General features: G+C 69.6%; 22 protein-coding genes. 18 read left to right on the forward strand and 4 right to left on the reverse strand.

Translation table 11 applies throughout. The features are described from left to right. Window positions 1-15: 15 nt before the first annotated feature. On the reverse strand, window positions 16-576 hold the full coding sequence (locus AB0I41_RS25265) for a hypothetical protein (RefSeq protein WP_357112244.1): 561 nt from the start codon (window positions 574-576) through the stop codon (window positions 16-18). A 529-nt stretch (window positions 577-1,105) separates the two neighbouring features. Here AB0I41_RS25265 and AB0I41_RS25270 point away from each other — a divergent pair. Further along, window positions 1,106-2,296, forward strand: coding sequence for an IS110 family transposase (locus AB0I41_RS25270; protein WP_357112247.1), 1,191 nt, complete (start codon window positions 1,106-1,108; stop codon window positions 2,294-2,296). 266 nt (window positions 2,297-2,562) lie between these two features. On the opposite strand, the gene AB0I41_RS25275 is transcribed toward AB0I41_RS25270, so the two are convergent. Further along, complete coding sequence (locus AB0I41_RS25275; RefSeq protein WP_357112250.1) at window positions 2,563-3,825, reverse strand: ATP-binding protein; 1,263 nt, start codon at window positions 3,823-3,825, stop codon at window positions 2,563-2,565. A 174-nt stretch (window positions 3,826-3,999) separates the two neighbouring features. Between AB0I41_RS25275 and AB0I41_RS25280 the strand changes: the two genes are divergently transcribed. Beyond that, a complete protein-coding gene (locus AB0I41_RS25280; RefSeq protein ID WP_357112253.1) occupies window positions 4,000-5,061 on the forward strand; it encodes an integrase core domain-containing protein in 1,062 nt (353 codons plus the stop codon). Window positions 5,062-5,066: 5 nt separating this feature from the next. On the opposite strand, the gene AB0I41_RS25285 is transcribed toward AB0I41_RS25280, so the two are convergent. After that, on the reverse strand, window positions 5,067-5,381 hold the full coding sequence (locus AB0I41_RS25285; protein ID WP_357112256.1) for a hypothetical protein: 315 nt from the start codon (window positions 5,379-5,381) through the stop codon (window positions 5,067-5,069). A gap of 442 nt (window positions 5,382-5,823) precedes the next feature. Here AB0I41_RS25285 and AB0I41_RS25290 point away from each other — a divergent pair, with 442 nt between their 5' ends. The 6 genes from AB0I41_RS25290 to AB0I41_RS25315 all read left to right on the forward strand — a co-directional run bounded on the left by AB0I41_RS25290 (window position 5,824) and on the right by AB0I41_RS25315 (window position 10,324). Then, window positions 5,824-6,147 carry a 2Fe-2S iron-sulfur cluster-binding protein gene (locus AB0I41_RS25290; protein ID WP_357112260.1) on the forward strand — a complete coding sequence of 108 codons (324 nt, stop codon included), beginning with the start codon at window positions 5,824-5,826 and terminating at the stop codon, window positions 6,145-6,147. 99 nt (window positions 6,148-6,246) lie between these two features. Then, complete coding sequence (locus AB0I41_RS25295; RefSeq protein ID WP_357112263.1) at window positions 6,247-7,527, forward strand: Rieske 2Fe-2S domain-containing protein; 1,281 nt, start codon at window positions 6,247-6,249, stop codon at window positions 7,525-7,527. A 6-nt stretch (window positions 7,528-7,533) separates the two neighbouring features. Next, window positions 7,534-8,025: a hypothetical protein gene (locus AB0I41_RS25300; RefSeq protein ID WP_357112265.1), complete on the forward strand. Its 492-nt coding sequence runs from the start codon at window positions 7,534-7,536 to the stop codon at window positions 8,023-8,025. Next, window positions 8,022-8,843, forward strand: coding sequence for a 3-methyl-2-oxobutanoate hydroxymethyltransferase (locus AB0I41_RS25305; protein ID WP_357112267.1), 822 nt, complete (start codon window positions 8,022-8,024; stop codon window positions 8,841-8,843). The genes AB0I41_RS25300 and AB0I41_RS25305 overlap by 4 nt, the downstream gene beginning before the upstream one ends. A 24-nt stretch (window positions 8,844-8,867) precedes the next feature. Beyond that, window positions 8,868-9,716 carry an alpha/beta hydrolase gene (locus tag AB0I41_RS25310; protein ID WP_357112270.1) on the forward strand — a complete coding sequence of 283 codons (849 nt, stop codon included), beginning with the start codon at window positions 8,868-8,870 and terminating at the stop codon, window positions 9,714-9,716. Continuing rightward, a complete protein-coding gene (locus tag AB0I41_RS25315) occupies window positions 9,716-10,324 on the forward strand; it encodes a 2,3-diphosphoglycerate-dependent phosphoglycerate mutase (RefSeq protein WP_357112273.1) in 609 nt (202 codons plus the stop codon). The genes AB0I41_RS25310 and AB0I41_RS25315 overlap by 1 nt, the downstream gene beginning before the upstream one ends. Before the next feature lie 25 nt (window positions 10,325-10,349). Here the strand turns inward: AB0I41_RS25315 and AB0I41_RS25320 are convergent, their stop codons facing one another. After that, window positions 10,350-11,282: an ABC transporter substrate-binding protein gene (locus tag AB0I41_RS25320; RefSeq protein ID WP_357112275.1), complete on the reverse strand. Its 933-nt coding sequence runs from the start codon at window positions 11,280-11,282 to the stop codon at window positions 10,350-10,352. Between the two features lie 134 nt (window positions 11,283-11,416). Here AB0I41_RS25320 and AB0I41_RS25325 point away from each other — a divergent pair, with 134 nt between their 5' ends. The 10 genes from AB0I41_RS25325 to AB0I41_RS25370 all read left to right on the forward strand — a co-directional run bounded on the left by AB0I41_RS25325 (window position 11,417) and on the right by AB0I41_RS25370 (window position 23,513). Further along, complete coding sequence (locus tag AB0I41_RS25325; RefSeq protein WP_357112278.1) at window positions 11,417-12,565, forward strand: alcohol dehydrogenase catalytic domain-containing protein; 1,149 nt, start codon at window positions 11,417-11,419, stop codon at window positions 12,563-12,565. Then, window positions 12,562-13,269 carry a 4-carboxy-4-hydroxy-2-oxoadipate aldolase/oxaloacetate decarboxylase gene (locus tag AB0I41_RS25330; RefSeq protein ID WP_357112281.1) on the forward strand — a complete coding sequence of 236 codons (708 nt, stop codon included), beginning with the start codon at window positions 12,562-12,564 and terminating at the stop codon, window positions 13,267-13,269. The genes AB0I41_RS25325 and AB0I41_RS25330 overlap by 4 nt, the downstream gene beginning before the upstream one ends. Then, a complete protein-coding gene (locus AB0I41_RS25335; RefSeq protein ID WP_357112283.1) occupies window positions 13,266-14,270 on the forward strand; it encodes an amidohydrolase family protein in 1,005 nt (334 codons plus the stop codon). Before AB0I41_RS25330 ends, AB0I41_RS25335 begins: the two co-directional genes overlap by 4 nt. Before the next feature lie 26 nt (window positions 14,271-14,296). Next, window positions 14,297-15,298: an ABC transporter substrate-binding protein gene (locus tag AB0I41_RS25340; RefSeq protein ID WP_357112286.1), complete on the forward strand. Its 1,002-nt coding sequence runs from the start codon at window positions 14,297-14,299 to the stop codon at window positions 15,296-15,298. Between the two features lie 79 nt (window positions 15,299-15,377). Beyond that, the gene (locus AB0I41_RS25345) at window positions 15,378-16,625 is read left to right on the forward strand and encodes a hypothetical protein (RefSeq protein WP_357112289.1); all 1,248 of its coding nucleotides are present in this window, start codon (window positions 15,378-15,380) and stop codon (window positions 16,623-16,625) included. After that, a complete protein-coding gene (locus AB0I41_RS25350) occupies window positions 16,612-18,195 on the forward strand; it encodes an ethanolamine ammonia-lyase reactivating factor EutA (RefSeq protein ID WP_357112292.1) in 1,584 nt (527 codons plus the stop codon). Before AB0I41_RS25345 ends, AB0I41_RS25350 begins: the two co-directional genes overlap by 14 nt. A 62-nt stretch (window positions 18,196-18,257) precedes the next feature. Next, a complete protein-coding gene (locus tag AB0I41_RS25355; RefSeq protein ID WP_357112295.1) occupies window positions 18,258-19,469 on the forward strand; it encodes a hypothetical protein in 1,212 nt (403 codons plus the stop codon). Between the two features lie 3 nt (window positions 19,470-19,472). Then, window positions 19,473-20,972, forward strand: coding sequence for an ethanolamine ammonia-lyase reactivating factor EutA (locus AB0I41_RS25360; protein ID WP_357112298.1), 1,500 nt, complete (start codon window positions 19,473-19,475; stop codon window positions 20,970-20,972). Between the two features lie 13 nt (window positions 20,973-20,985). Continuing rightward, the gene (locus AB0I41_RS25365) at window positions 20,986-22,221 is read left to right on the forward strand and encodes an MFS transporter (RefSeq protein WP_357112301.1); all 1,236 of its coding nucleotides are present in this window, start codon (window positions 20,986-20,988) and stop codon (window positions 22,219-22,221) included. Between the two features lie 56 nt (window positions 22,222-22,277). Further along, complete coding sequence (locus tag AB0I41_RS25370; protein WP_357112304.1) at window positions 22,278-23,513, forward strand: M1 family aminopeptidase; 1,236 nt, start codon at window positions 22,278-22,280, stop codon at window positions 23,511-23,513. Window positions 23,514-23,607 lie beyond the last annotated feature (94 nt).

Genomic DNA, 23,607 nt, shown 5'->3' on the forward strand with positions numbered 1-23,607 from the left:
CGTCGGCGTTGGTCGTCACTCGCGGGTCAGCCCCGGTGGCAGCGCGTCTTCGTCAGGTCGGATCTGGCGGGCGTTGGCCACGGGGTCGCGTTCGAGGGTGTGGATCACGGGTGCCGGGCCACCGATACAGGCCCAGGCGTCGTCCCAGAGCGCGGAGACAAGCCATGACCGGTCGGCGGGAAAGAACAAGTCGGGTAGCGCTCCGCGGCCGTGGCGCATATGACCACCGGTGCGCCAGGTGAGGGCCTGCTCAGGGCCGGCCTCGACCAGCACGTACGGCCAGTCCCAGTAGAGCGACACCCTCGGGGCGCGGGGGAAGACGACATCGTGGGCGCCGGTGTCGAGGTAGGCCAGCCACCACGGCTGGTCCGGAGTGTGCGTGATGAGGTCTTCGACCAAGGCCTGCTCGTAGGCGGCGGCGGTAACGTCGTCGGCCTGGTACGTGGTGGCGTAGGCGTCGAAGACCGGCGGGATGGCGGTGGTGATCGAGACGCCGGCAGTGGTGTGACCAGCGATCCAGCCCACGTCGGCGGCGGCGCCGATGCGCCAGTCCCGCCCGTCCTTGCTGACCTGCACACCGCCATTCAAGCCGCTGCAGCGACGGTTGGCGTGAGAATCAGGCCAGTCAAGGAACGGCGGCCCCGCGCCCCCGTTATGGGCAGTCACGCCGTACGCCTTCGCCGCGCTCGATCGATCCCGGCTCTCGCACAGCGTGTCCGAGGCGCCGGCTGGCGACGGCGGGAGGCTGGGGTCGCCGTGCCCGCGGGGCCGGGAGCGGGGATGGCTGTGTGTGTTCCGCCGTGATCGTGGCTGAGCTTCGAGGTGCCACCCGCTCCCGCCTCGCGGACGCGTTGGTTGAACGGGCACGGCCCTCCTGGCCGTAGACCCCGATGCCCGGGAGCGGTGGGTATGGCTGCGTGTGTTTCGCCGAGATTGCTTGGCTGACGGTAGGAGATGCCACCCGCCGCTTCATCGTCCGCGAGATTCGGTAGACCGCTGATGGAGACCCGCGACCTGCGTTCGCATTGGTAGAAGGTGCCGGCAAATCCGAACCCACAGACGACGGCCCGACAGAAATCCGATCGAATGAAGGAGAGGCGCGAGGGTGGCGAAGCTGTGGATCGGCGTGGACATCGGCAAGACCCACCACCACGTCGCCGCCGTTGATGGCGACGGTCGACTCGTCTACTCCCGCCGTGTCGCCAACGACGAAACCGCCCTGCTCACCGTCATGGCCGAGGTCTCGACGCACGGCCGTCCGGTCTGCTGGGCGGTGGATGTCACCACCGGCCTGTCCGCGCTGCTGCTGACCCTGCTGTGGCGGCGGCAGGTCCAGGTCCGCTACGTCTCCGGCACCGTCGCGTTCCACATGGCCGCCGCGTTCGCCGGGGAGAACAAGACCGACGCCCGCGACGCGGTGGTCATCGCCCAGACCATCCGCATGCGCCCCGACATCCCGATCCTGGAACCCTCCGACCGGCTCCTCGCCGAACTCACCGTGCTGACCAGCTACCGCGCTGACCTCGTCGGGCAGCGCGTCGCCACCCTGTTCCGGTTGCAGGAACTGCTCACCGGGATCAGTCCCGCCCTGGAACGCGCGGTCGACCTCAACCGGAAGGCCCCGATGATGGTCCTTGCCTGCTGGCAGACCCCCGCGGCGATTCGGCACGCCGGCGTCGACCGGATCACCGCCCTGCTCCGGCGCGGCCACGTCAAGAACGCCATCCAGGTCGCCGAGGCGATGGTCGCCGCCGCGCGGCAGCAGACCGTGAACCTGCCAGGGCAACGGGCCGCCGCCGTGGTGGTCGGGCAGATGGCCACCGAGATTCTTGCCCTGGAACAGCGGATCGCCGCCGTCGACGACCTCATCGCCGAGCAGCTCGACCAGCACCCCCTCGCGCCGATCGTGGCGAGCCTGCCGGGCATGGGCCCCCTGCTGACCGCCGAACTGCTCGTCCACACCGCTGGCATGACCGAGTACGACAGCCCGGCGAAGTTGGCGGCGCACGCAGGTTTGGCGCCGGTGTCTCGCGACTCCGGAACGGTTTCGGGGAATCATCGCCAGCCTCGCCGCTTTCACCGGCGGCTGCGGCACATTCTGTGGATGGCCGCCTTCACCGCCGCCCGAGAGTGCCCTGTCTCCCGCGCCTACTACGAGAAGAAGCGCGCCGAAGGAAAGAACCACCGCCAAGCCATACTCGCCCTCGCCCGACGACGCGTCGACGTCCTCTGGGCACTCGTACGCGACCGCAAGACCTTCACCCGACCGGCACCAGCGATCCGCGCCACAGCCTGAACCAGCAGCGCCATCTACCGACGCGACCCCATCGCGCCGGCCACTCCACCCTGCCCACCAAGATCAACCGAAGTCACATTGAGACTCGCTAACCCGCTGCTCCGCCCGCGCCCGCAGGCTGATGACCTGCGGCTTCTTCATTTCTTCGATGGGATGCAGGTCGCGATGCGGCGTTGCTGTGCTCGCTTGCTGAAGATCAGCAGACCAGGTCGTTCGGTCATCGGTGGGCCCTCACCAGCTGGGAGTGACCTGCGGAGGGAGCGAGGTCAGTCTGCTGGCGGGGCGGGAGTCTGCCACAGGGCGCTGACTGGCAGGGCGCGGAGTCTGTCGCCGAACGGCAGCGTGGAGGTCCCGGTGTAGAGGACGATGCCGGCGATGAAGTCGTCGCCGAGGCGGTCGGCGAGTCGGCGTAGCCCGCGGAAGTCGTCGGGTCCGATGGTGGAGGCTGCTTTGACTTCGATCCCGACGACATGCCCGGATCTGTTCTCGAGCACCGCGTCGACTTCGTACCTGCTCTGGTCCCGGTAGTGGGAGAGATCGATGAACTGGTCGGACCAGGTGAGCTGGCGCGACAGTTCGGACAGGACGAATGATTCGAGCAGCGGGCCGAACGGGGCGCCCGGCCGGAGCAACGCCCGGGCGTCGGTCGCGATCTCGTTGGCGGCGATGCCCGAGTCGACAAAGATCAGTTTTGGGGCGGCGGTGGCACGGGTGCCCAGGTTGCGGGACCAACCGGGGATCCGCTTGACCAGGAAGATCTCTTCCAGGGCCTGGAGGTAGCGTGCGATCGTCGGCCGGCTCAGCCCGAGGGCGGATTCGAGGGAGTTGGCGGCGATGATGGTCGCGGATCTGGCTGCCAGGAGGCGTACCAGCTTACGTAGCTCGCCCTTGTGCTGGATGTCGGACAGCTGCAGGACATCGCGATCGATGAGCGCTTGGACGTACGCGTCGAAGAACCGTTGGCGGCGCCGCGGGTCCGCGCGGACTGTGGCCTCGGGTAGGCCGCCGCGCACGATTCTGGCCGCGTAATCGGCGCGGGTCACCTCCGACTCGTGTCGCAGGTCCGGACCGAGCGCGAAGACGGCGTCGACGAATCCGTCCGGCGCTCCGTCGAGTTCGCCTTGGGAGAACGGCCAGAGTTCGACGGTTTCCATCCGGCCGGGCAACGCGTCCGGGGCAGCCACCATGCCGAACAGCCGGGATGATCCGGTGAGCAGATACCGGCCGGGACGGGGATCCTCGTCGACGGCTGCCTTGATGGCCAGCAGCAGTTCCGGAGCGCGCTGGATCTCGTCGATGACCAGGAGTTCGGAGGAGTCGACGAAGCCGACCGGGTCGGCGATCGCCGCCGCCCGGTCCGGTGCTCGGTCGAGGTCGCGGCGCTCGGCGAGGCGATCGCCGGCGACGATGCGGACCAGGGTGCTCTTGCCTGCTTGGCGTGCTCCGCTGATCAGTACGACGCGGGTGTCGGCCAGGGCGGCGTCGACCTGCGTGGCGGCGCGGCGGGGGATCAGGTGCGGTGTGGGCACGCCTCATGATAACTGGCGTGGTTTCGATCTGCGGGGAGGTTCGCTTTCGATTTGCGGCGCTGCGGTGTTCGGAATGCGGGTCTTCGGTGTTCGATTTGCGGGCCTGTACCGTGCCGAAACTCGACGCACAGGTTGTGAGCTGGAGTTTGACCGAGCTGAAACATGATTGGGTTCGTGGCTGTTCGACTGCTCTACCTGGTCATGATTCGGGTGTTCGGCTGGCTCGTGCTCCTCGCGCGGAGCGATGCCGCCAAGACGGCGGAGCTGTTGGTGTTGCGGCACGAGGTCGCCGTGTTGCGACGACAGGTCGGTCGCTCACGGCCCTCGTGGCCGGATCGGGCGGTGCTGGCCGCGCTGACCAGGCTGCTGCCCTGCCGGCTGCGGGAGCATCGGATCGTCACCCCGGCCACGCTGCTGGCGTGGCATCGTCGCCTGGTTGCCCGGCACTGGACGTATCCGAACAGGCTGGGTCGTCCGCCTATCACCGCTGAGGTTCGGGATCTTGTCGTACGACTTGCCCGGGAGAACCCTTCATGGGGGCATCGGCGCATTCAGGGTGAGCTGGTGGGGCTCGGTCACCAGGTCGGTGCCGGCACGATCCGCCGGATCCTCGCCGCCACCAGGATCGGCCCGGCGCCCCGTGGAGTGGACACCTCCTGGCGGACCTTCCTCCGCGCCCAGGCGACTGGGCTGCTCGCGGTCGACTTCTTCCACCTCGACACCATCACCCTGCGCCGGCTGTACGTCCTCGTCGTTATGGAGATCGCCACCCGCCGGGTGCACATCCTCGGCGTCACCGAACACCCGACCGCAGCCTGGACGACGCAGCAGGCCCGCAACCTGGTGATGGGCCTCGGCGACCGGATCGGCTCGTTCCAGTTTTTGATCCGCGACCGGGACACCACGTTCGCCGCGTCCTTCGACTCGGTGTTCGCCGGCGAAGGTGTCGACGTGGTCAAGACTCCGCCACGGACACCCCGAGCGAACTGCTACGCGGAACGGTTCATCCGCAGCGTCCGTTCCGAGTGCACCGACCGGATGTTGATCTACAACGAGCGGCACGCCCGTGCGGTCCTCGAAGACTATGTGGCCCACTTCAACGGGCATCGTCCACATCAGGGCCTCGCCCAACACCCACCGAACCACGAGCCCAGCGTCGTCATCCCGATCGACACTCCAATACGGCGACGACGGATCCTCGGCGGCGTGATCAACGAGTACCACCGAGCGTCCTGACGTGATCAACGAAGCCGCAGGTCAGGCCGGCGCAGCGAGTTCTGGCACGGTACAAGGTCCCACACCCGGCGGCGGACCTTCGCGCGGGCCTTGGCGATCCGGGTCAGCGTTGCCGCGTCGAGCCCGTCAAGGGTGCGGCGGACGGTGGAGTCCGACGGCGGGTCACCGAACACGCCGACCTGATGGGCGAGGAGGTTGATATCGGACATGCTGGTCGCGCCGAGCACGATCGACACCGCCACGGACACCAGGACCGCGCCCCGGTCCCACCAGCCCGGCCCCTTACCCTTCGGCGCGACCGCGCTCAACGCCCTGGTCAACCCGGTCCGGTCCGCGCACCGCCGCAGCAGAACCGTGCCAGCGTGACCGACCAGGCCCTTCCCACCGGCGGCTACCGATAGCCGCTCGTCCTATCCGCTACGCTTGCTCACCAGAAAGGTGCACCCGATTCTACTGTGGATACGGTCTAGGCAACCACATCCTTGCAGGTCGGCTGCACCTTTCCCTCATCGACCTCGATGCGCGCGAATCACTCTGAATTGCCGAGGTCTGTCCCGCGCGACGTGCCGACGTCGGCAGATCCGAGCCGAGGCCGCTGCATGACGGCGTCGTGGCGCCCCCGGCGATGACCCGACAGGCCGACACCGAACCACCCGCGCGCGCTGGCCAGGCCGTTTCGGCTCGATGAGCACGTGGCGGTTGACGCAGGTCGCATCCTCGGTAGAATGGTTAGGCCATTGGCTATTGAGAAGGAGCTTTCGGGTGCCGAAGGTCGTGTACGTGGGCAGTGGCGGCGACACGCGGATCGTCGATGCGGCGGTCGGTGAGAACGTCATGAGCGCGGCCCTCCGCAACGGAGTGCCCGGCATCATCGGCGAGTGCGGAGGCAACAACTCCTGCGCCACGTGTCATGTCTGGGTCCGCGACGAGTTCACGGCCACCGTCGGCGGGCCCGGTGACCTCGAGGACGACCTGCTCGACCTGGGCGTCGAGGACCGACGCGACTGCAGTCGGCTCGGCTGCCAGATCGAGCTCACCGAGGACCTGGACGGCCTGACGGTCGACGTTCCGCCCACGCAGCCCTGACTCCCGCCGTCTTTTAGCGCCCCTTGTTCGGCGGGCTCGCGCCCATTGTCTTCTGTCTAATGGTCTGATAGTTAAACGTCAGACCGGAAGGAACCCACGATGCTTCGCACCGAGATCAACGAACTCCTCACCCAGACGGGCCCCGGTACGCCGACGGGTGAGCTCTTCCGTCGCTACTGGCAGCCCGTGCTCCTGGCCGAGGAGCTGCCGGACAACGACTGCCCGCCGGTCCGGGTGAAGATCCTCTCGGAGCGGCTCGTCGCCATCCGCGACTCCGACGGCAACTACGGGCTGATGGACGAGTTCTGCGCACACCGCGGCGTCTCCCTGTGGTTCGGACGCAACGAGCAGGGCGGGCTGCGTTGCCCCTACCACGGCTGGAAGTACGACTACACCGGTCAGGCGATCGAGGTCCCCAGCGAGCCGGAGACCAGCAACTTCTGCGCCAACGTGAAGCTGAAGTCGTACCCGATGGTGAAGCGCGGTGACGTGCTCTGGGCCTACCTCGGGGACCCCGCGAAGCAGCCCCCGCTGCCGGAGTGGGAGGCCTACACGGTCCCGGACGGACAGGCGTTCACGTCCAAGCGTCTCCAGGAGTGCAACTGGCTCCAGGCGCTAGAGGGCGGCATCGACTCCAGCCACGTCACGTTCCTGCACGGCGGAAACCTGGAGAGCGACCCGCTCTTCCAGGGGTCGAAGGGCAACGAGTACAACAAGGGTGACCTCAAGCCGTTCTTCGAGGTCGTCGACTCCGAGGGTGGCCTGCTCATCGGCGCCCGCCGCAACGCCGAGGAAGGGCACTACTACTGGCGCGTGACGCCGTGGGTGCTTCCGAACTTCACCATGGTGCCTCCGCGCGGCGACCACCCGGTTCACGGCCACTTCTGGGTGCCGATCGACGACGAGAACTGCTGGGCCTACAGCTTCGACTACCACCCGACCCGCGAGCTCACCGGGACCGAGGTTGCCGCCATGCGGGCCGGCAAGGGTGTCCACAGCGCCAACGACGCGGCCTACCGCCCGATCGCCAACAAGGACAACGACTACCTGATGGACCGGGAGGCCCAGCGCCGCGGGGAGACGTACTCGGGCATCGAGGGCATCGCGCTGCAGGACTCCTCGCTCCAGGAGTCCATGGGTCCGATCGTCGACCGGACCAAGGAGCGCCTCGTTGCCACCGACGCCGGCATCATCAAGGCCCGTCAGAAGCTCCGTAAGGCCGCGCTGGCGCTGCAGGAAGGCACCGAGCCGGTCGGGAACCGGCCCCAGGACCAGAAGGTGCGCTCGGTCGCCATCGTGCTGCCCGCCGACCAGTCCTTCGTCGAGGGGATCGGCGAGGCCATGATCGCCAAGCCGGGCGTCCCCCAGACCACGGTCTGAGTCACCGTGGCCGAACAGCTCTCGATCCCGGCGGGCGTCAGCGCCTGCGCCGAGGCCACCACCGCCAAGGAGGCGGCGTTCCGCATCGACTACCCGCTCGCGGCGACACGCAACACGAGGGTCATCGCGCTCGACCCCGCAGCCGAGGAGATCGTGCGTCGCACGGCCTCGATGGAGTGGGGCCAGGCCCGGTTCTACAGCGTCACCGACCCGGGGCTGACTCTCGTCACCACAGCCGGAGAGTCGGTCGAGCTGGCCGATGCGCTCGACGACAGCAACACCGTCGTCCTGGTGTCGGTGGACGGCTCCAACGCTGAGGCCGTCGGCACGATCGGTGCCGCCTGCAAGGTCCGCGGCATCATGACGGCCGGCCTGGTCGTCACACCCGGTGCCCTCACCAGCGAGGCGCTCTTCCACCTCCGTCCCCACGCCCGGATCCTGCTGGTCCCGGCCGAGGAGGACGACCTCGTCGAGCTGCTCCGAGCGACCCGGGCATGAGCATGGGGACGACGCCGAAGGTCACCGTTCCGTCGCTCCGGGCGATGAAGGCCGCGGGTGAGAAGAGTGTCTGCTTCGTCGCCTGGGACTACCAGATGGCGCAGCTGGCCGACCGCGCCGGCGCTGACATCGTCTCGGTCGGCGACACGGTCGGGGTGAACCTGTGGGGCCAGGCCCGCCCGCTCGAGATCACGCTGGACGAGCTGCTGGTCGTCGCCAAGGCGGTGCGCCGCGGGGTGCAGAGAGCCCTGCTCAGTGCCGACTTCCCGTTCGGGCCGCTCCAGGAGGGCACTGCGACCGCAGTCAGGGCCGCCGTCCGACTGGTGAAGGAGGCCGGTGTCGACCTGGTGAAGCTCGACGGCGCTTCGCAGCACCCCGAGGCAGTCGAGGCGATCACGCGTGCGGGCATCCCGGTCTTCCCGCAGTTCGGCATCACGCCCCAGACGTCGCTGAAGTACGGCATCGAGTACTCCGCCGCCAGCAGCGCCCAGGTCCCGGACGAGATGCTGGAGGAGCTCGTCACCGAGGCCAAACGGCTCGAGGCGGCCGGCGCCGTTGCGCTCAACTTCACCAACTCCGGTCCGGTCGTCGGCCCGGTGGTGGTCGATGCCGTGGACATCCCGGTGCTCGGCGGCTTCGGCGGCGGCCCCTGGCTGGACGGCCGGATCCGCATGGTCACGGCCGCGATCGGCTACGACGCGGGCAACGTCGACAAGGAGCCCGACACCTACGCCAACGTCGCGAAGGTGGCCTACGACGCGCTCGTCGAGTGCGCCTCCGACATCCGCGGCGCCCGGAAGCTCCGCGGACAGAAGTAGAGCACCAGACACAGAGGAGCAGCCGTGCCCATCGTCGACCTCGACGACATCCCCACCCGTTACGAGAGCATCGGCAGCGGGCCGGCTGTTCTCATGTTCAGCCCCGGCGGGTTCGACTCGAGCCTCGAGAACTGGACGACGTTCGGCCGGTACAAGGATCTCGGCTTCATCCCCGCCCTCTCGCAGAGCTACACCTGCATCGTCTTCGACCGGCGCGAGTCCGGGCGGTCGGGTGGCCGGCTCGAACGGCTGTCCTGGGACAAGTACGTCGCCCAGGCCGTCGCCCTGCTCGACCACCTCGGCATCGAGGACGCCCACGCGATGGGCGGCTGTGTCGGCTGCTCGACCGCCGCCCTGCTCGCGGTCGCCCACCCGCAGCGCGTGCGCTCGATGGTCCTGTTCTCCCCGGCCGGTGGGGTGACCTACCGCGCCGCTCAACAGCGCCGCTTCACCCAGCACCTCGGCTTCGTCGCGGAACACGGGTTGCAGGCCGTCGTCGAGCTGGCCCGCTCGACGGGCGCCGGCTTCAGCAAGGATCCACGGGTCGGCCCGTGGGCGGCGGCGCTGCGCACCGATGACGCCTTCGCGGCGAGCTATGCCGGGCGCGATGCCGGCCGCTACGCCACCATCGTCAGCGGAACGGCTCGGCTCCTCTTCGACCGCGACACCGTGCCCGGCCCCGAGCCCGAGGACCTGCAGGTCCTCGACGTCCCGGCGCTCATCGTCCCGGGTGAGGATCTCTCCCACACCCGCTCCGCTGCGCGCTATCTGCAGGAGTGCCTGCCCGACAACGAGTACTGGGACGTGCCGGTCGCCGAGCAGACCCCGGAGTCGTCCCAGCGGCGGGTGCTGGACTTCCTCGCGCGGCACTGATGCTCGTCCTGGCCCGCCACGGTGAGAGCGCGTGGAACGCGGCCGACCGGTTCGCGGGCTGGGCCGACGTCGCGCTCACCGAGGCCGGCCGAGAAGAGGCCCGCTCGACCGGCGTCCGGCTGCGCGCGAACGGGATCTCGCCGAACGTCACGCACACGTCGTTGCTCGCTCGCGCACGCGACTCCGCGGACCTCATCCTGGACGCGTGCGGGGTTCCCGATGCTCCGGTCCTGCGCACCGCGCGGCTCAACGAACGCCACTACGGCGCCCTGCAGGGGATGCCGCGCGCCGAGGCCGCCGAGCGCTACGGCGCCGCTCGCGTCGCCCGCTGGCGGCGTGGCGTCGACGCCCGGCCGCCCGTCGACGCCGACGGCAGGGCCGAGAGCCTGTCCGACGTACGCGAGCGGTTGCGACCGTACGTCGACGACGAGCTGTTCCCCGCCCTCGACGCGGGCCACACCGTCCTGGTCGTCTCGCACGGCAACACGCTCCGCATGCTCGCCCAGCTGCTCGAAGGCCTCAGCGACGACGACGCCTCGGCGCTCGTGGTGCCGACCGGGAGCGCGCGCGTCTACGAGGCCGGCAGCGGCCTGCGCCGGGTCTGCTGACCTGTCCCGGACGGGTTGACGACTGTCAGTCGTGCAGGCGCAGCGTGTTGGCGACGAAGACGTCCTCCAGTGCGAGGGAGCCGGTCAGGATGTGCTGGGCGCGGGCATGCTCGAGCAGCTCGGTGAGCACCTTTCGGTTCGCCTCGAGCCCGTAGGGGAGCGGGTCCGCCCCCGTCTCGGCCAGGATCCGGCCGAGCAGCCGGTCGTCCTTGCTCTCCACGAGGCCGCGACCCAGCTTCTGCACGTAGCGACGCTTCGCCTCCGCGAACGCCTCGAAGAGCGCGACCGAGAGGTCGGGGTCCTCCGCGAGCAGCGAGTCCTTCACGACCACGAGGTGGTTGATCGGGAAGATCCCGCGCTCGAGAAGCATCCTTATCCCCGCCTCGGTCGGCTCCGGGATGAGCGGCACGACGTCGGGGTGCTCGATCCCGGCGTTGACGACCGCGTCCAGCTCACCGGCGAGCAGCATCTCCTCGAGCGAGCGGCCCTCGGGCGCGGGAACGACGTTCGTCGGAGGGACGTACGTCGCCACGTGCTCGTCGCCCGAGAGCATCCAGGTGACCGAGTCGAGGTCGAGCCCGTGCTCGGCGAGCGCCGCACGCGCCCAGACGCCTGCGGTCACGGTGTAGCCCCGGTTGACGCCGACCCGGGCCCCGGCCAGATCCTTCGGCGTGCTGATCGAGCCGTCGCGCAGCACCTGGGTCTTGCCGTGGTGGAAGCCGCGGACGAGGAAGACCGGGAGGGCGGTGAAGGCGGCGCCGTGCTCCTTGGCGGTCAGGTACGTCGTGAGCGCCATCTCGGCGATGTCGTACTCGAGACCGCGGACCATCTTGCGGAAGCCCTTGACCAGCACCGGCTCGTCGGCGAACGCCAACGAGTAGCCCGGAAGGCCGATCTCACCATCGACAAGGGCTCGGTTGGCGCCCTGCGGGCGGGTCAGGGTCAGCAGCTCGGGCATGGGGCTCCTCGCGGGCGGCGCAGCGGATCTCGGGCAGATGGGCCGTTGGAGGTGAGGCAGTGACCCGCCTCACGACCCGATGATATGCTGGTCAGACCATTCTGCCAATGACGGTTTGCGGCGAGGGAGAATCGATGACCGACAAGGTGCTCGCGGCGGTCCGGACCGCACCCGGCACGACCGAGATGCGCGAGTTCGACAGGCCGCGGATCGACGCCGAGTCTGCTCTGCTCGAGGTGGAGGTCGCCGGCATCTGCGGCACGGACGTCAAGCTCTACTCCACCCCGCCGACCAGCCCCGCGACTCAGGGGGAGGTCATCATGGGTCACGAGAACGTCGGCGTGATCGCCGAGGCCGGCGAGAGGTTCAAGGAGCGCCACGGCCTGCAGGAGGGCGACCGCGTCTTCGTCGAGCATTACGTCGCGTGCTTCAACTGCGAATGGTGCCGCATCGGCGAGTACCGCCACTGCGAGGCCACCGACTGGCGCACGAACCCGGACGCGCGCCGCTTCGGCTACACCTCGACCGGCTTCGAGGGGACCCTGTGGGGCGGCTTCTCGGAGTACATGTACCTGCCCTGGAACGCTGTCCTCCACAAGATCCCGGACAGCATCACCGCCGAAGAGGCCGGTCTGGTGATGCCGCTGTCCAACGGCATCGAGTGGGCGCTGCTCACCGCCGGCGTCGGCTACAACGACACCGTCTTGATCCAGGGCCCCGGTCAGCAGGGCCTCGCCCAGCTCGTCGCCGCCAAGACGGCCGGTGCCGCCCAGGTCATCGTCTCCGGCACCACGCGCGACAAGGCTCGCTTCGAGCTGGCCATGGAGCTCGGCGCCGACGCCGTCATCGACGTGATGACCGAGGACCCGCGGGAGAAGGTCATGGACCTCACCGGCGGTCGCGGTCTCGACCATGTGCTCGACTGCACTTCGCGCGCGGGCACGGCTCCCGTGCTGCTCGGCGTCGACGTGCTCAAGCGACGTGGGGGCACCTTGCTCATCCAGGGTGAGCTCGCGGCGTTCCCCGACTTCCCGGTCAAGAAGATCACCGAGAAGGCGATCACGATCAAGTCCGCGCGCGGCCACTCGTTCAACGCGTGCGAGCTCGCCGTCGCGCAGCTGGCCTCCCACCGCTTCCCCCTGGAGAAGCTGGCCACGCACCGCTACGGCATCGACCAGGTCGACCACGCCATCCGGGTGCTCGCCGGCGAGACCGACGAGGACGCCATCCACGTCTCGATGATGCCCGCCCTGATCGGCCAGCCCGGCGGAGCCGTCCGTTGAGCGGCCTCATCGTCACCAACCCGCCCCGCGCCGACCGCGCGGTGGCGGACGCGCTGGGCGGCTTCGGTGTCGCCACGGTGCACGAGGCGCAGGGTCGCTCCGGCCTGCTCGGCTCGCACATCAATCCGGTCCAGCGGGGGGTCCGCATCTCCGGCAACGCGGTCACCGCGACGGTCGCTCCTGGTGACAACACGATGATCGGGGTCGCCGTCGAGCAGTGCGGCGAAGGCGACGTCCTCGTCGTCTCTCCGACGGCTCCCTGCGACATGGGCTACTTCGGAGACCTGCTCGCCACCTCGCTCAAGGCGCGAGGAGTACGTGGGCTGATCATCGAGGCCGGCGTCCGCGACGTGGCGGACCTCAACGAGATGGGCTTCCCGGTGTGGTCCAAGGCGGTCTCCGCCGAGGGCACCGTCAAGGGGACGCTCGGTGACGTCAACGTCCCCATCAGCATCGCCGGACGGATCGTCTCGCCCGGTGACGTGATCGTCGCCGACGACGACGGAGTCGTGGTCGTCGCCCGGCTCCGGGCTGCGGAGGTCCTCGCCGCATCCCACGCGCGCGAGGAGAAGGAGGCGCTCGCGCGGTCACGGTACGAGGCCGGTGAGATCGCGCTCGACGTCAACAACATGCGCCCGCTGCTCGAGAGGGCCGGTGCGCGCTACGTCGACTACGCCGACTGGGTCAAGGAGACCGACTCGTGATCATCGACATCCACGGGCACTACACGACCGCGCCCGGCCAGCTCCAGGCGTTCCGCGACGCCCAGCTGGCAGCCCTCGCATCCGGTGGCTTCTCTCCGCTGATGTCGCCGATCAGCGACGACGACCTGCGCGAGAGCGTCGAGGCCAACCAGCTCCGGGTGCTGCGAGAGCGGGGCGGCGACGTCATGATCTTCTCGCCGAAGGCGTCCGGCATGGAGCACCACGTAGCCGATGCCGACACCGCCACCGCATGGGCGCGCGCGTCCAACGACCTGGTGCACCGCATCGCCGAGCTCTACCCGACGACGTTCGCGCCGGTGGCCCAGCTGCCGCAGACGCCGGCGGGCAACATCGACGGCGTCGTCACCGAGATCCGCCGCACCGTCGACGAGCTCGGCTTCGTGGGGGTCAACCTCAACCCCGACCCCTCGGGCACCTGGGCCGGCAGGCCGATCACCGATGAGTCGTGGTTCCCCGTGTACGAGGCGCTCGAGGAGCTCGACGCTCCGGCGATGGTCCACGTCTCCACGGCGTGCAACCCCAACTTCCACACGCTGGGTGCGCATTACCTCAACGCCGACGTCAGCGTCTTCGTGCAGCTGCTCCAGTCCGACCTCTTCGAGCGGTTCCCGGCGCTACGCCTGGTCATCCCGCACGGTGGGGGCGCGGTGCCCTATCACTGGGGCCGCTTCCGCGGTCTGGCGATGCGCAACGGCTGGCAGGACCCGGCGGACCTGTGGCGCAACGTCTTCCTCGACACCGCCGTGTACCACCAGCCGGGCATCGACCTCCTGCTCGACGTCGTCCCGGCCGACAACGTGCTCTTCGCCTCGGAGATGCTGGGTGCGGTGCGAGGCGCCGACCCGGCGACCGGCATCGAGTGGGACGACACGTTGCGCTACCTCGAGGCGGCGTCGCTGAGTGATGCGGACCGCGCGAAGGTCATGAGTGAGAATGCGCTGCGGGTCTACCCGGGTCTGGCCGCGCGGCTGGGCCGCTGACCGCTGCCGACGAGGAGGAGCTGCCGATGCGACGCCATCCGGTGACGCTCGCCTGCGGCGACTACGACCGCACGCGCGCGCTGTGGGAGGGCTCGGTGCGTCCCGACGGCATCGACCTCACCTACCTGCGGCTGCCGGTGGAGGAGACCTTCTTCCGGATGGTGCGGCACCGCGAGTTCGACGTGGCCGAGATGTCGCTGTCCTCGTACTCGGCCGCGCTGAGCCGTGCTGTCGCGGCCGGTGAGCCGTCGCCGTTCGTGGCGATCCCGGTCTTCACCTCGCGGATGTTCCGGCACGGCGGGATCTTCGTCAACGCCGACAGCGGCATCGAGCAGCCCGGCGACCTGCGCGGCAAGCGGGTCGGCAACGCCGAGTTCCAGCTGACCGCGAACGTCTGGATCCGCGGCATCCTCGCCGACGAGCACGGCGTGCCGGTCGACTCGGTCAGCTACCTGACCGGTGGTCAGGAGACCCCCGGTCGGGTCGAGAAGGGCGCCATCGACGTGCCCTTCGACGTCCGTGCTATCCCGGCGGACCGCACGCTCGCCGAGATGCTGCACACCGGCGAGATCGACGCGTTCTACGGTCCGCGGATCCCGAGCTCGTTCTATGCCGACGACGGTCGGGTACGTCGCCTGTTCGCCGACCCCGTCGCGGCCGAGAAGGCGTACTACGCCCGCACCGGGATCTTCCCGATCATGCACGTGGTCGCCATCCGACGGGATGTCTACGAGGCGGACCGCTGGATCGCCCAGTCGCTCCACCAGGCGTTCACTCGGGCCAAGGGCCTGGCCTACGAGGCGTTCCTGGACTCCTCCGCGCTGCGTTTCATGTCGCCCTGGCTCATCCAGCACGCCGAGGCCGACCGGGCGCTGCTCGGCGACGACCTGTGGTCCTACGGGCTGGAGCCCAACCGGCACGCGCTCGAGTCGTTCCTCGGCCATCACCACGCCCAGGGCCTCTCGCCGAAGCCGTTGCGGCCGGAGGACCTGTTCGCCCCGGAGACCCTGGAGAGCTTCGTCATCTGAGGGTGACGGTTGCCACTCCCTACCATTTGGTCTAACCTTTGGACCATACCCGACACGCTACCCCACGGGAGGCTCACTGATGTCCGATGACGAGACGACGGCGAAGGTCTGGCAGGAGCCGACGGGGCACACTCGGGCCGGGTTCGGCGACTTCAAGAAGCAGCCGACGCCGTACGACTCGTTCATGGACTCCGAAGGCGTTCCGGTGTGGCGTGGGCTCGGTGTTCGCACCGTCCTCGACCTGCCGCTGCAGGACTGGGAGCGCAAGGGCGGCCGCGGCAGCTACATCCAGACCTACGGCACCGAGACCAAGTGGGGCCACTTCGTCGTCGAGGTCCCCGCCGGCGGCGCGCTCAACCCCGAGAAGCACATGTTCGAGGAGATCTACCTCGCCGTCGAGGGGCGGGGCACCTGCGAGGTCTGGCAGGAGGGAGACGTCAACAAGCACGTCTTCGAGTGGCAGAGGGGCTCGATGTTCTCGATCCCGATGAACGCCTGGTTCCGGATCGTCAACGCGACCTCGAAGCCCGCCGTGCTGATGGCCGGCAACACCGCCCCCAACGTGCTGAACCAGCTCAACAACGTCGAGGCCGTCTTCAACAACGACTTCATCTTCCGTGACCGCTTCAGCGGTGCCGACGACTTCTACAAGTACCGCGAGGAGGTCGAGCCGGACCCTGTCCGCGGCCTCGCCATGCGGCGTACCAACTTCATCCCCGACGTCGTCAACTGCGACCTGCCCCTCGACAACCGTCGGTCGCCCGGCTACCGCCGGGTCGAGCCGATGATGACCGACAACCAGTTCTACTACTGGATCGCCCAGCACGAGAACGGCCGCTACTCGAAGGCCCACGCGCACACCTCCGCGGCGATCCTGATCTGCCTCAAGGGGAAGGGCTACACGCACACCTGGCCCGAGCACCTCGGCCCGACCCCGTGGGCCGACGGCAACGGCGACCAGGTCCAGCGCCTGGACTACGAACAGTTCGGCTTCATCACCGCCGCTCCGGGCGGTCAGCGCTGGTACCACCAGCACTTCTCGGTCTCGAAGGAGCCGTTCCGCCTCAGCGCCTGGTTCGGTCCGCACAACCCGGGTCGCGACCCGGGCGCGCCCGGCAGCAAGCACACCGACTACACGGCCCGGGAGCTGCACGAGGGCGGCACCGCGATCGCGTACTGGCAGGAGGACCCGCACGTCCGCGAGGAGTACGAGGCGCTCCTGAAGGAGAACGGCGTCGAGCTGCGGATGGACCCGACCTGGTACGAGAAGCCCGCCGGGATCGAGTGGGACTACGAGAACCGGCAGATGGCCGATGGGATTCAGTAACCCGGCCGAGTCCACGCCGCTCGACCACGCCGGCGGCCGGATCTTCACCAGCAGCGGCCGCAGCCTGATCCTGGAGGACGACCAGGTCCGCCTCGTCAGCGTCGGCGTCGACATCGGCTCGTCCACGACGCACATGGTGCTGTCGCAGATCGTGCTGGAGCGACTGGACAACCGCTACCAGGTCATCTCGCGCGAGGTGACCCACGAGTCGGCGGTCCTGCTCACGCCCTACAGCACGGGCGACGCCGGAGGGGACACCCTCGACGGTGACGCCCTCCGGGAGTTCTTCGACCAGCAGTACGCCCTGGCGGGCGTGCAGCCGGAGCAGATCGACACCGGCGCGCTGATCATGACCGGCGTCGCGGTGCGGCGTACCAACTCGCGCGTCATCGCCGACGTGTTCTCGCAGCTCGCCGGCAAGTTCGTCTCGGTGAGCGCAGGCGACGCGCTGGAGACGCAGCTCTCGGCCTTCGGGTCCGGTGCCGTGAAGAGCTCCGAGCGCAACGGCAACCGCACGATGAACATCGACATCGGTGGTGGCACGTCGAAGATCGCCGTGTGCCACGACGGCGAGGTCGAGGCACTCACCGCGATCGACGTCGGGGCGCGCATCGTCGCGTTCGACGCGGAAGGCAGGGTCACCCGGATCGAGGAGGCGGGCCGCCGTCTCGCAGCCGAGGCCGACCTCGCCCTGGCGATCGGCGAGGTCCCCGACCGCGACGGTCTGTCGCGGCTCGTCGATGTGATGGCCGACCACCTGTACGCCGCCATGCAGAGCGGTACGCCGGCCGCGGCGACGGCCGACCTGCTGCGCCTGGACCCGCTTCCGGCCGGTCCGGACCCGGACGCGATCTCGTTCTCGGGCGGTGTCGCGGAGTACGTCTACGGGCGCGACACCAGCGACCACGGCGACCTCGGCCCCCGCCTGGCCGAGGCGATCCGCCGGCGTGTGGACGGCTGGGGCCCGGAGCTGCAGGCCGCCGAGCAGGGCATCCGTGCCACCGTCGTCGGCGCCTCGCAGTACACCGTGCAGGTGAGCGGCACCACGATCTTCGTGGAGCCCACCTCGCTGCTGCCGCTGCGCAACGTCCCGGTGCTCATGCCGCAGTTGCCGCTGAGCGCGGACGAGCTGGACGCCGACCTCATCGCGGCGACGGTCCGCGACGAGCTCAAGCACTTCGACGCGATGCCGAAGGACCAGCCGGTCGCCCTGTGCTACCGCTGGGAGGGGTCGGCCACCTTCGGGCGGCTCGACGCCTTCTGCCGCGGTGTCGTCGCCGGCATGGCCGAGTGGACGGCCGACGGCCAGCCGCTGGTGCTGGTCGGCGACGGCGACGTCGGCGGACTGATCGGCATCCACGTCGACGAGGAGCTCGACCTGCCCGTCCCGGTGGTCTCCATCGACGGGCTCAGGCTGCAGGCGTTCGACTTCGTCGACATCGGCGCGCTGCTGGCCGCCACCGGTGCCGTCCCGGTGGTGATCAAGTCGCTGGTGTTCCCGACCACCGCGGCGCTGGGTCGTGACGGAGCCTCGAGCGAGGACCGCCCGTCGCTCGCAGGCACGCACTGACGCCAGCCCGCGTCACGTACACACCCGAATCCACTTCACCGCCCAAGGAGGTCATGGCTCACATGACGACTGCATCCGCCCCCCGGCCGCACGAGGTCGAGCAGGCCCCGTCCCAGCCGGGCTACCTGGTCGACCCGTACAAGGACTGGGCCGAGGGCGAGGGCATCCCGATCCACCTCGACTTCGGTCACGACCTGCTGGCCCTGGAGACCGGACTCTGGGAGCGCTACGGCGCCAAGGGCTGCTTCGCGCACACCAAGGGCATGGGCGACTTCATGGCCAACTACGTCCTGGAGGTCGAGCCCCGCAAGAACACCGAGGTCGTGCGCCACCTGTACGAAGCGTTCTTCTTCGTCCTCGCCGGCCACGGATCGGTCGTCGTCCGGCTGCCCGGCGGCGCCCAGCGGACGTTCGAGTTCGGCCCGAAGGCGCTCTTCGCGATCCCGCTCAACTGCCGGTACCAGATCTTCAACGGCTCGGGCTCGGAGCCGGTGCGCCTCTCGGTCACCAACGACGCCCCGCTGACGATCAACCTCTACCACGACCTCGACTTCGTGTTCGACAACCAGCACGACTTCGTCGGCCGCGTCGGTGACCCGAAGTACTTCGACGGCGAGGGCAAGCTCGACACCTTCAACAAGGACTCGGTGAAGGTCCAGAACATCTGGGAGACGAACTTCGTCAACGACCTCACCAGCTTCAAGCTCTACGAGTTCGAGGGCCGCGGCAAGGGCTCCATGAACGTCAACTTCGTGCTCGCGGACGGGACCATGCACTCCCACGTCTCGCAGATGCCGGTCGGTCGCTACAAGAAGGCCCACCGCCACGCCGCCGGAACCCACGTGCACGCGGTCGACGGCTCCGGCTACTCACTGCTCTGGTACGACGGCGACTCGGACTTCGTCGAGCTGCCGTGGCGCCACGGCATCATGTACACCCCGCCGTTCTGGATGTTCCACCAGCACTTCAACACCGCCGACCAGCCGGCCCGCTACGTCGCGATGAGCCTGGGCAGCCGGCGCTACCCGTTCATCTCGCTGCGTCGCAAGAGCGCGGAGGGCCAGGGCGCGGTCTCGGTCTCCAAGGGCGGCCGTCAGATCGAGTACGAAGAGCAGGACAACCGGATCCACCGCAAGTTCCTGGAGGAGTGCGCCAAGACCGGTGTGCCCTCGCAGATGGGCGACGTCTTCGACGAGCCGGCGATCCTGGCGATCCCGGAGTCGGAGCTGACCGGCGTCATCCGCAACCCACAGTTCGACGGTCCGGCGGTCTGATCGGTGCACGACCTGGACTTCGACCACTACCACGAGCTCGGTATCACCGAGGACGAGGCCGCGGCCATCAAGCAGCTCATCGAGGAGCAGGACACCCTCGAGCTGGTGACCGTCGGCATCGACATCGGCTCCTCGACATCCCACCTGCTCTTCGCGAAGGTGGTGCTGCGACGGCGCAGCACCGACCTGTCGAGCAGGTTCGAGGTGGTCGACCGCCAGGTCGTGTCGACCTCGCCGATCATCCACACCCCGTTCCGGGCGAACGGGATGATCGACGCGCACGAGCTGTCCCACTTCATCGCCGACGCCTACGCGGCGGCCGGGTTCACCGCGAAGGACATCGACAGCGGCGCGGTCATCCTCACCGGTGAGGCGATCAAGCGGCCCAACGCCCGCGCGATCGACGAGCTCTTCGCCAGCCAGTCCGGCAAGTTCGTCTGCGCCAGTGCCGGCCACGAGCTGGAGAGCCTGCTCGCCGCGCACGGCTCGGGAGCCACCCGGCTCTCGGGCCAGCGCGGAGGGGCCAGCCTCCACGTCGACGTCGGCGGCGGCACCACCAAGCTGGCGCTGCTCGACGGCGGGGAGGTGCTCGACGTCGCCGCGTACGCGGTGGGCGGCCGCCTGCTCGCCCAGGACGCCGACGGAGGCTGGACCAGGATCGACGACTCGGCGCTGCTGGTCGCCGAGGACCTGGGCATCGAGCTGACCCCGGCCACGGCGGCCGACCCGGCGGTCCGCCGGCGGATCTGCGAGCGGCTCGCCGAGGTCTCCGTCGACGAGATCCTCGGGGAGGAGCCGACAGCGCTCGGCAAGGCGCTGCGGCTGACCCGTCCGCTGGAGCGCAGCCTCGCACCGGCCTACCTGACCTTCTCCGGAGGTGTCTCCGAGTACATCTTCGGCTCAGAGCCGGGCGACTACGGCGACATCGCCCGCGACCTCGCCGGAGAGATCGTCAAGCAGCTGGGCGAGCGGGCCGACATCCCCGCGATCGACGCCGGCCAGCGGATCCGTGCCACCGTCATCGGTGCGTCGCAGTACACGGTGCAGGTCAGCGGCAAGACGATCCACATCAGCGACCAGTCGGTGCTGCCGGTGCACAACCTGCCGGTGGTCCATCTCGGCCTCATCGACGCAGCGACCGTCGACCGTGAGCACGTCGCAGCCGCGATCCGGCGCGGCGCCGAGATCCGCGGCGCGGACCTGGCCCTGCCGGTCGCTCTCGGCTTCGGCTGGACCGGCCTTCCGGCGTACGCCGCACTCGAGGAGCTGGCGGTCGGGATCGCCGCCGGCGCCGGCGCCTCCGAGGAGCCCCTGACCCTCGTGATCGACGGCGACGTCGGCCAGCTGGTCGGCCGCATCCTCGGCATCGACGTGGGACTGGACCGCCGGGTCGTCTCGGTGGACGGCGTCGAGCTCAACGACCTCGACTTCATCGACATCGGAGAGGTGTTGACTCCGCCGGGCGTCGTGCCGGTGGTCATCAAGTCGCTCCTCTTCTCGTGACCGGAAGGACCGCATGAACCTCGCGGAGGTGCTGCGCAACCGCTCCTTCGTCACCTACCTCCTCGGAGTCGTCCTCTCCCAGATCGGGACCCGCGGCGCGATGGCGGCGAGCCTCTACCAGGTCTACGACCTGACCGGGTCGTTGGCGACCACCGGCCTCGTCGGCGCCGCCGGGGGGATCGCGGTGATGGTGCTCAGCCCGGTCGGCGGGGCGCTCGCCGACCGGATGGACCGTCGCCGCCTGCTGCAGCTGTCGCAGGGCGCCGGCGGTCTGGTCGCGTCGGCCCTGGCGGTCCTCACCCTGACCGACCACGTGCAGGCGTGGCACGTCGTCCTGGCCTCCCTGCTGTCGATGGGGGCGACCACCTTCGACAACCCGACCCGGACGGCGCTGATCGGGTCGATGGTGCCGGCGCACCAGCTCCCGCAGGCCTTCGCGCTGGTCAACCCGTGTCGCGAGATCGCGGTCCTGGTCGGCCCGGGGCTCGCCGGCCTGATGATCGCCCTCGGCGGCCCGGGCCTCGTCCACGCCTTCGACTCGATGACCTACGCCGCGATGATCGGGCTGCTCGTCCTCGTCAAGGCGCCGACCGCGCATCTCGACCGGCAGCACAAGCCGATCTTCGGCGCGATCGTCGAAGGCGCGCGCTACGTCGTGCACTGGCCGATCATCCTGCTGCTGATGTCGCTCGACCTCTCCGCGATGGTCTTCGGGGCCTACCGGGTGCTGCTGCCGGCCCTCGCCCTCGACGTCCTCGAGGTCGGCCCGAAGGGGTACGGCGTGCTGGCGGCCGCGCCCTCGGCCGGTGCCCTGCTCGCGACCTACAGCATCGTCAGGGTGCTCGGCCGCTCGCGCACGCTCGGCCGCATCCTGCTGTTCGCCACGGGCGGCTTCGCGGTCGCGGGCCTGGTTCTCGCGCATTCGCACTGGTTCGCGCTGACGATCCTCGCCGCACTCGGCCTCGGCGTCGCGGACGCCCTGGCGACCTCGATCCGACATGCCGCCGTGCAGATCGAGACCCCCGACGAGCTCCGCGGCCGGGTCTCGTCGATCTATCAGGTGTCCTCCCGCGGAGGTCCGGCCATGGGCGACGCACTCGTCGGCGCCCTCGCCGGGGCCCTCGGGCCGGCGCTCGCTCTCACGATCGGTGCCGGGATCACGCTGAGCTACGTCACCACCATGCTGGTCCGCGACAATCCGGTACGCCGCTACACCGGCCCGGACCGCTCGCTGGCAGAGGTCGGCTGACCGCTCGGCCCGACCCCCGGCAGAGCGCCCCCGCAGCGTCAGAGACCATGGGACGCGTGCGCACGATCGACGTGAACCTGGGCGCCGAGTCGGCGCACGTCCACCTCGACCTCGGCACTGAGCGCCGTCGGCGGCGAGTGGACTATCGCGCGGGCGGTCCCTGGGGGCTCACGCGCTGGGTGGACCCCTCCGACGGCGCGGCGTACGTCCTGTTCAGCGGTGCGCTCGGAGGGGCGGCCGACCTTCTCGGCGAGGCGGGCCGTCCCGACGACCTGACCCGGACGACGCTGACTGTGCGGGTCTCCGGCGACGTCCCGGGGCCGACTCCGGTCAGCGTCGTCCCTGCTCCGGGGAGTGTGCTGGCCGGACACCACCTCGGCTTCGCCGTGGGGCCGTGGCGCCACGAGGCGGCCGACGGCGTGGCCATCCACGCCCGCCGGTCCTGCGACGCGGCGTTGCGCACGCCGCTGGCCGAGACCCGGGCTGCGCTGGACTGGATGCTCGACTTCTTCGGGGGTGACGCGCCGTGGGGGAGCGAGTACGTCCAGGTGTTGGTGCCGGACGCGCCGTGGCTTGCCATGGAGCACCCGGGATGTGTGCTGCTCTCCGAGCGACTGCTGACGGCCGACCGGGCGCGACGGGTCGCCGCCCTGGCGCACGAGGCCGCCCACCAATGGCTCGGCAACCTGGTCGCGCCGGCATCCTGGGCCGACCTCGGCGTCTTCGAAGGGCTCGCCGAGCTGCTCGGGCAGCTCGCCTGCCGGGACCTTCTCGGCAGCGCCGCCGACGCCTACCTGGACCACCGGCGCCGGCCCGCGCGGCTGGCGAGAGTGCCCGGGGTCGACCCGCGGGGTCTGGCCGAGACGGCCGGGCTGGCCGAGGTCGCGGGCCCGACCCAGCACGCGGAGCTGTTCCGGGCGGCGCGACACGGCCTGGCCGCCGACGTCTTCCGAGGCAGGCTCAACGAGCTCGTGCGGACCAGGGCAGGACTCGCCACCAGTGCCGCCCAGGTCTGGGCCGCCCTCGGAACCGAACCCCGGGAGCCCGTGCAGGTGCGCCTGCCGGCGGCCGCCGGCACGGGGGGCGAGACGTGGACGCGGGAACTGCGCGGCCTGCGGCAGGTGGATCCCGCCACCGCCGTGGTGCTTTCCAGGCGGGCCTTCCGGTCGGCACCGGCGGGCCAGGGACGCGTCGAGCATGCCCTCGCCGCTCTCGCGGACCCCTCCCTTCCGACCGCGGTGGCCGTCGGTCTGGCGGCGGAGTTAGCCGGTGCTGGGAAGGTCAGCCGCTGATTGGCACGATCCAAGGTGAAAAGAAGACTGTTAAGGTCTAACCATTCGTCCGTATCTGTGATATCCATCTCGTACTGGACTAACCATCAGTCCT

Origin of the sequence: Micromonospora sp. NPDC050200 (assembly GCF_040656135.1) — a bacterium.
GTDB lineage: Bacteria > Actinomycetota > Actinomycetes > Mycobacteriales > Micromonosporaceae > Micromonospora.

What these genes read in the sequence shown, in the direction of transcription:
- AB0I41_RS25295 (WP_357112263.1), top strand. Translation starts at nt 6,247, where the DNA reads ATGCTTCGCACCGAGATCAACGAACTCCTCACCCAGACGGGCCCCGGT.
- AB0I41_RS25305 (WP_357112267.1), top strand. Translation starts at nt 8,022, where the DNA reads ATGAGCATGGGGACGACGCCGAAGGTCACCGTTCCGTCGCTCCGGGCG.
- AB0I41_RS25315 (WP_357112273.1), top strand. Translation starts at nt 9,716, where the DNA reads ATGCTCGTCCTGGCCCGCCACGGTGAGAGCGCGTGGAACGCGGCCGAC.
- AB0I41_RS25320 (WP_357112275.1), bottom strand. Translation starts at nt 11,282, where the DNA reads ATGCCCGAGCTGCTGACCCTGACCCGCCCGCAGGGCGCCAACCGAGCC.
- AB0I41_RS25325 (WP_357112278.1), top strand. Translation starts at nt 11,417, where the DNA reads ATGACCGACAAGGTGCTCGCGGCGGTCCGGACCGCACCCGGCACGACC.
- AB0I41_RS25340 (WP_357112286.1), top strand. Translation starts at nt 14,297, where the DNA reads ATGCGACGCCATCCGGTGACGCTCGCCTGCGGCGACTACGACCGCACG.
- AB0I41_RS25345 (WP_357112289.1), top strand. Translation starts at nt 15,378, where the DNA reads ATGTCCGATGACGAGACGACGGCGAAGGTCTGGCAGGAGCCGACGGGG.
- AB0I41_RS25350 (WP_357112292.1), top strand. Translation starts at nt 16,612, where the DNA reads ATGGGATTCAGTAACCCGGCCGAGTCCACGCCGCTCGACCACGCCGGC.
- AB0I41_RS25355 (WP_357112295.1), top strand. Translation starts at nt 18,258, where the DNA reads ATGACGACTGCATCCGCCCCCCGGCCGCACGAGGTCGAGCAGGCCCCG.
- AB0I41_RS25365 (WP_357112301.1), top strand. Translation starts at nt 20,986, where the DNA reads ATGAACCTCGCGGAGGTGCTGCGCAACCGCTCCTTCGTCACCTACCTC.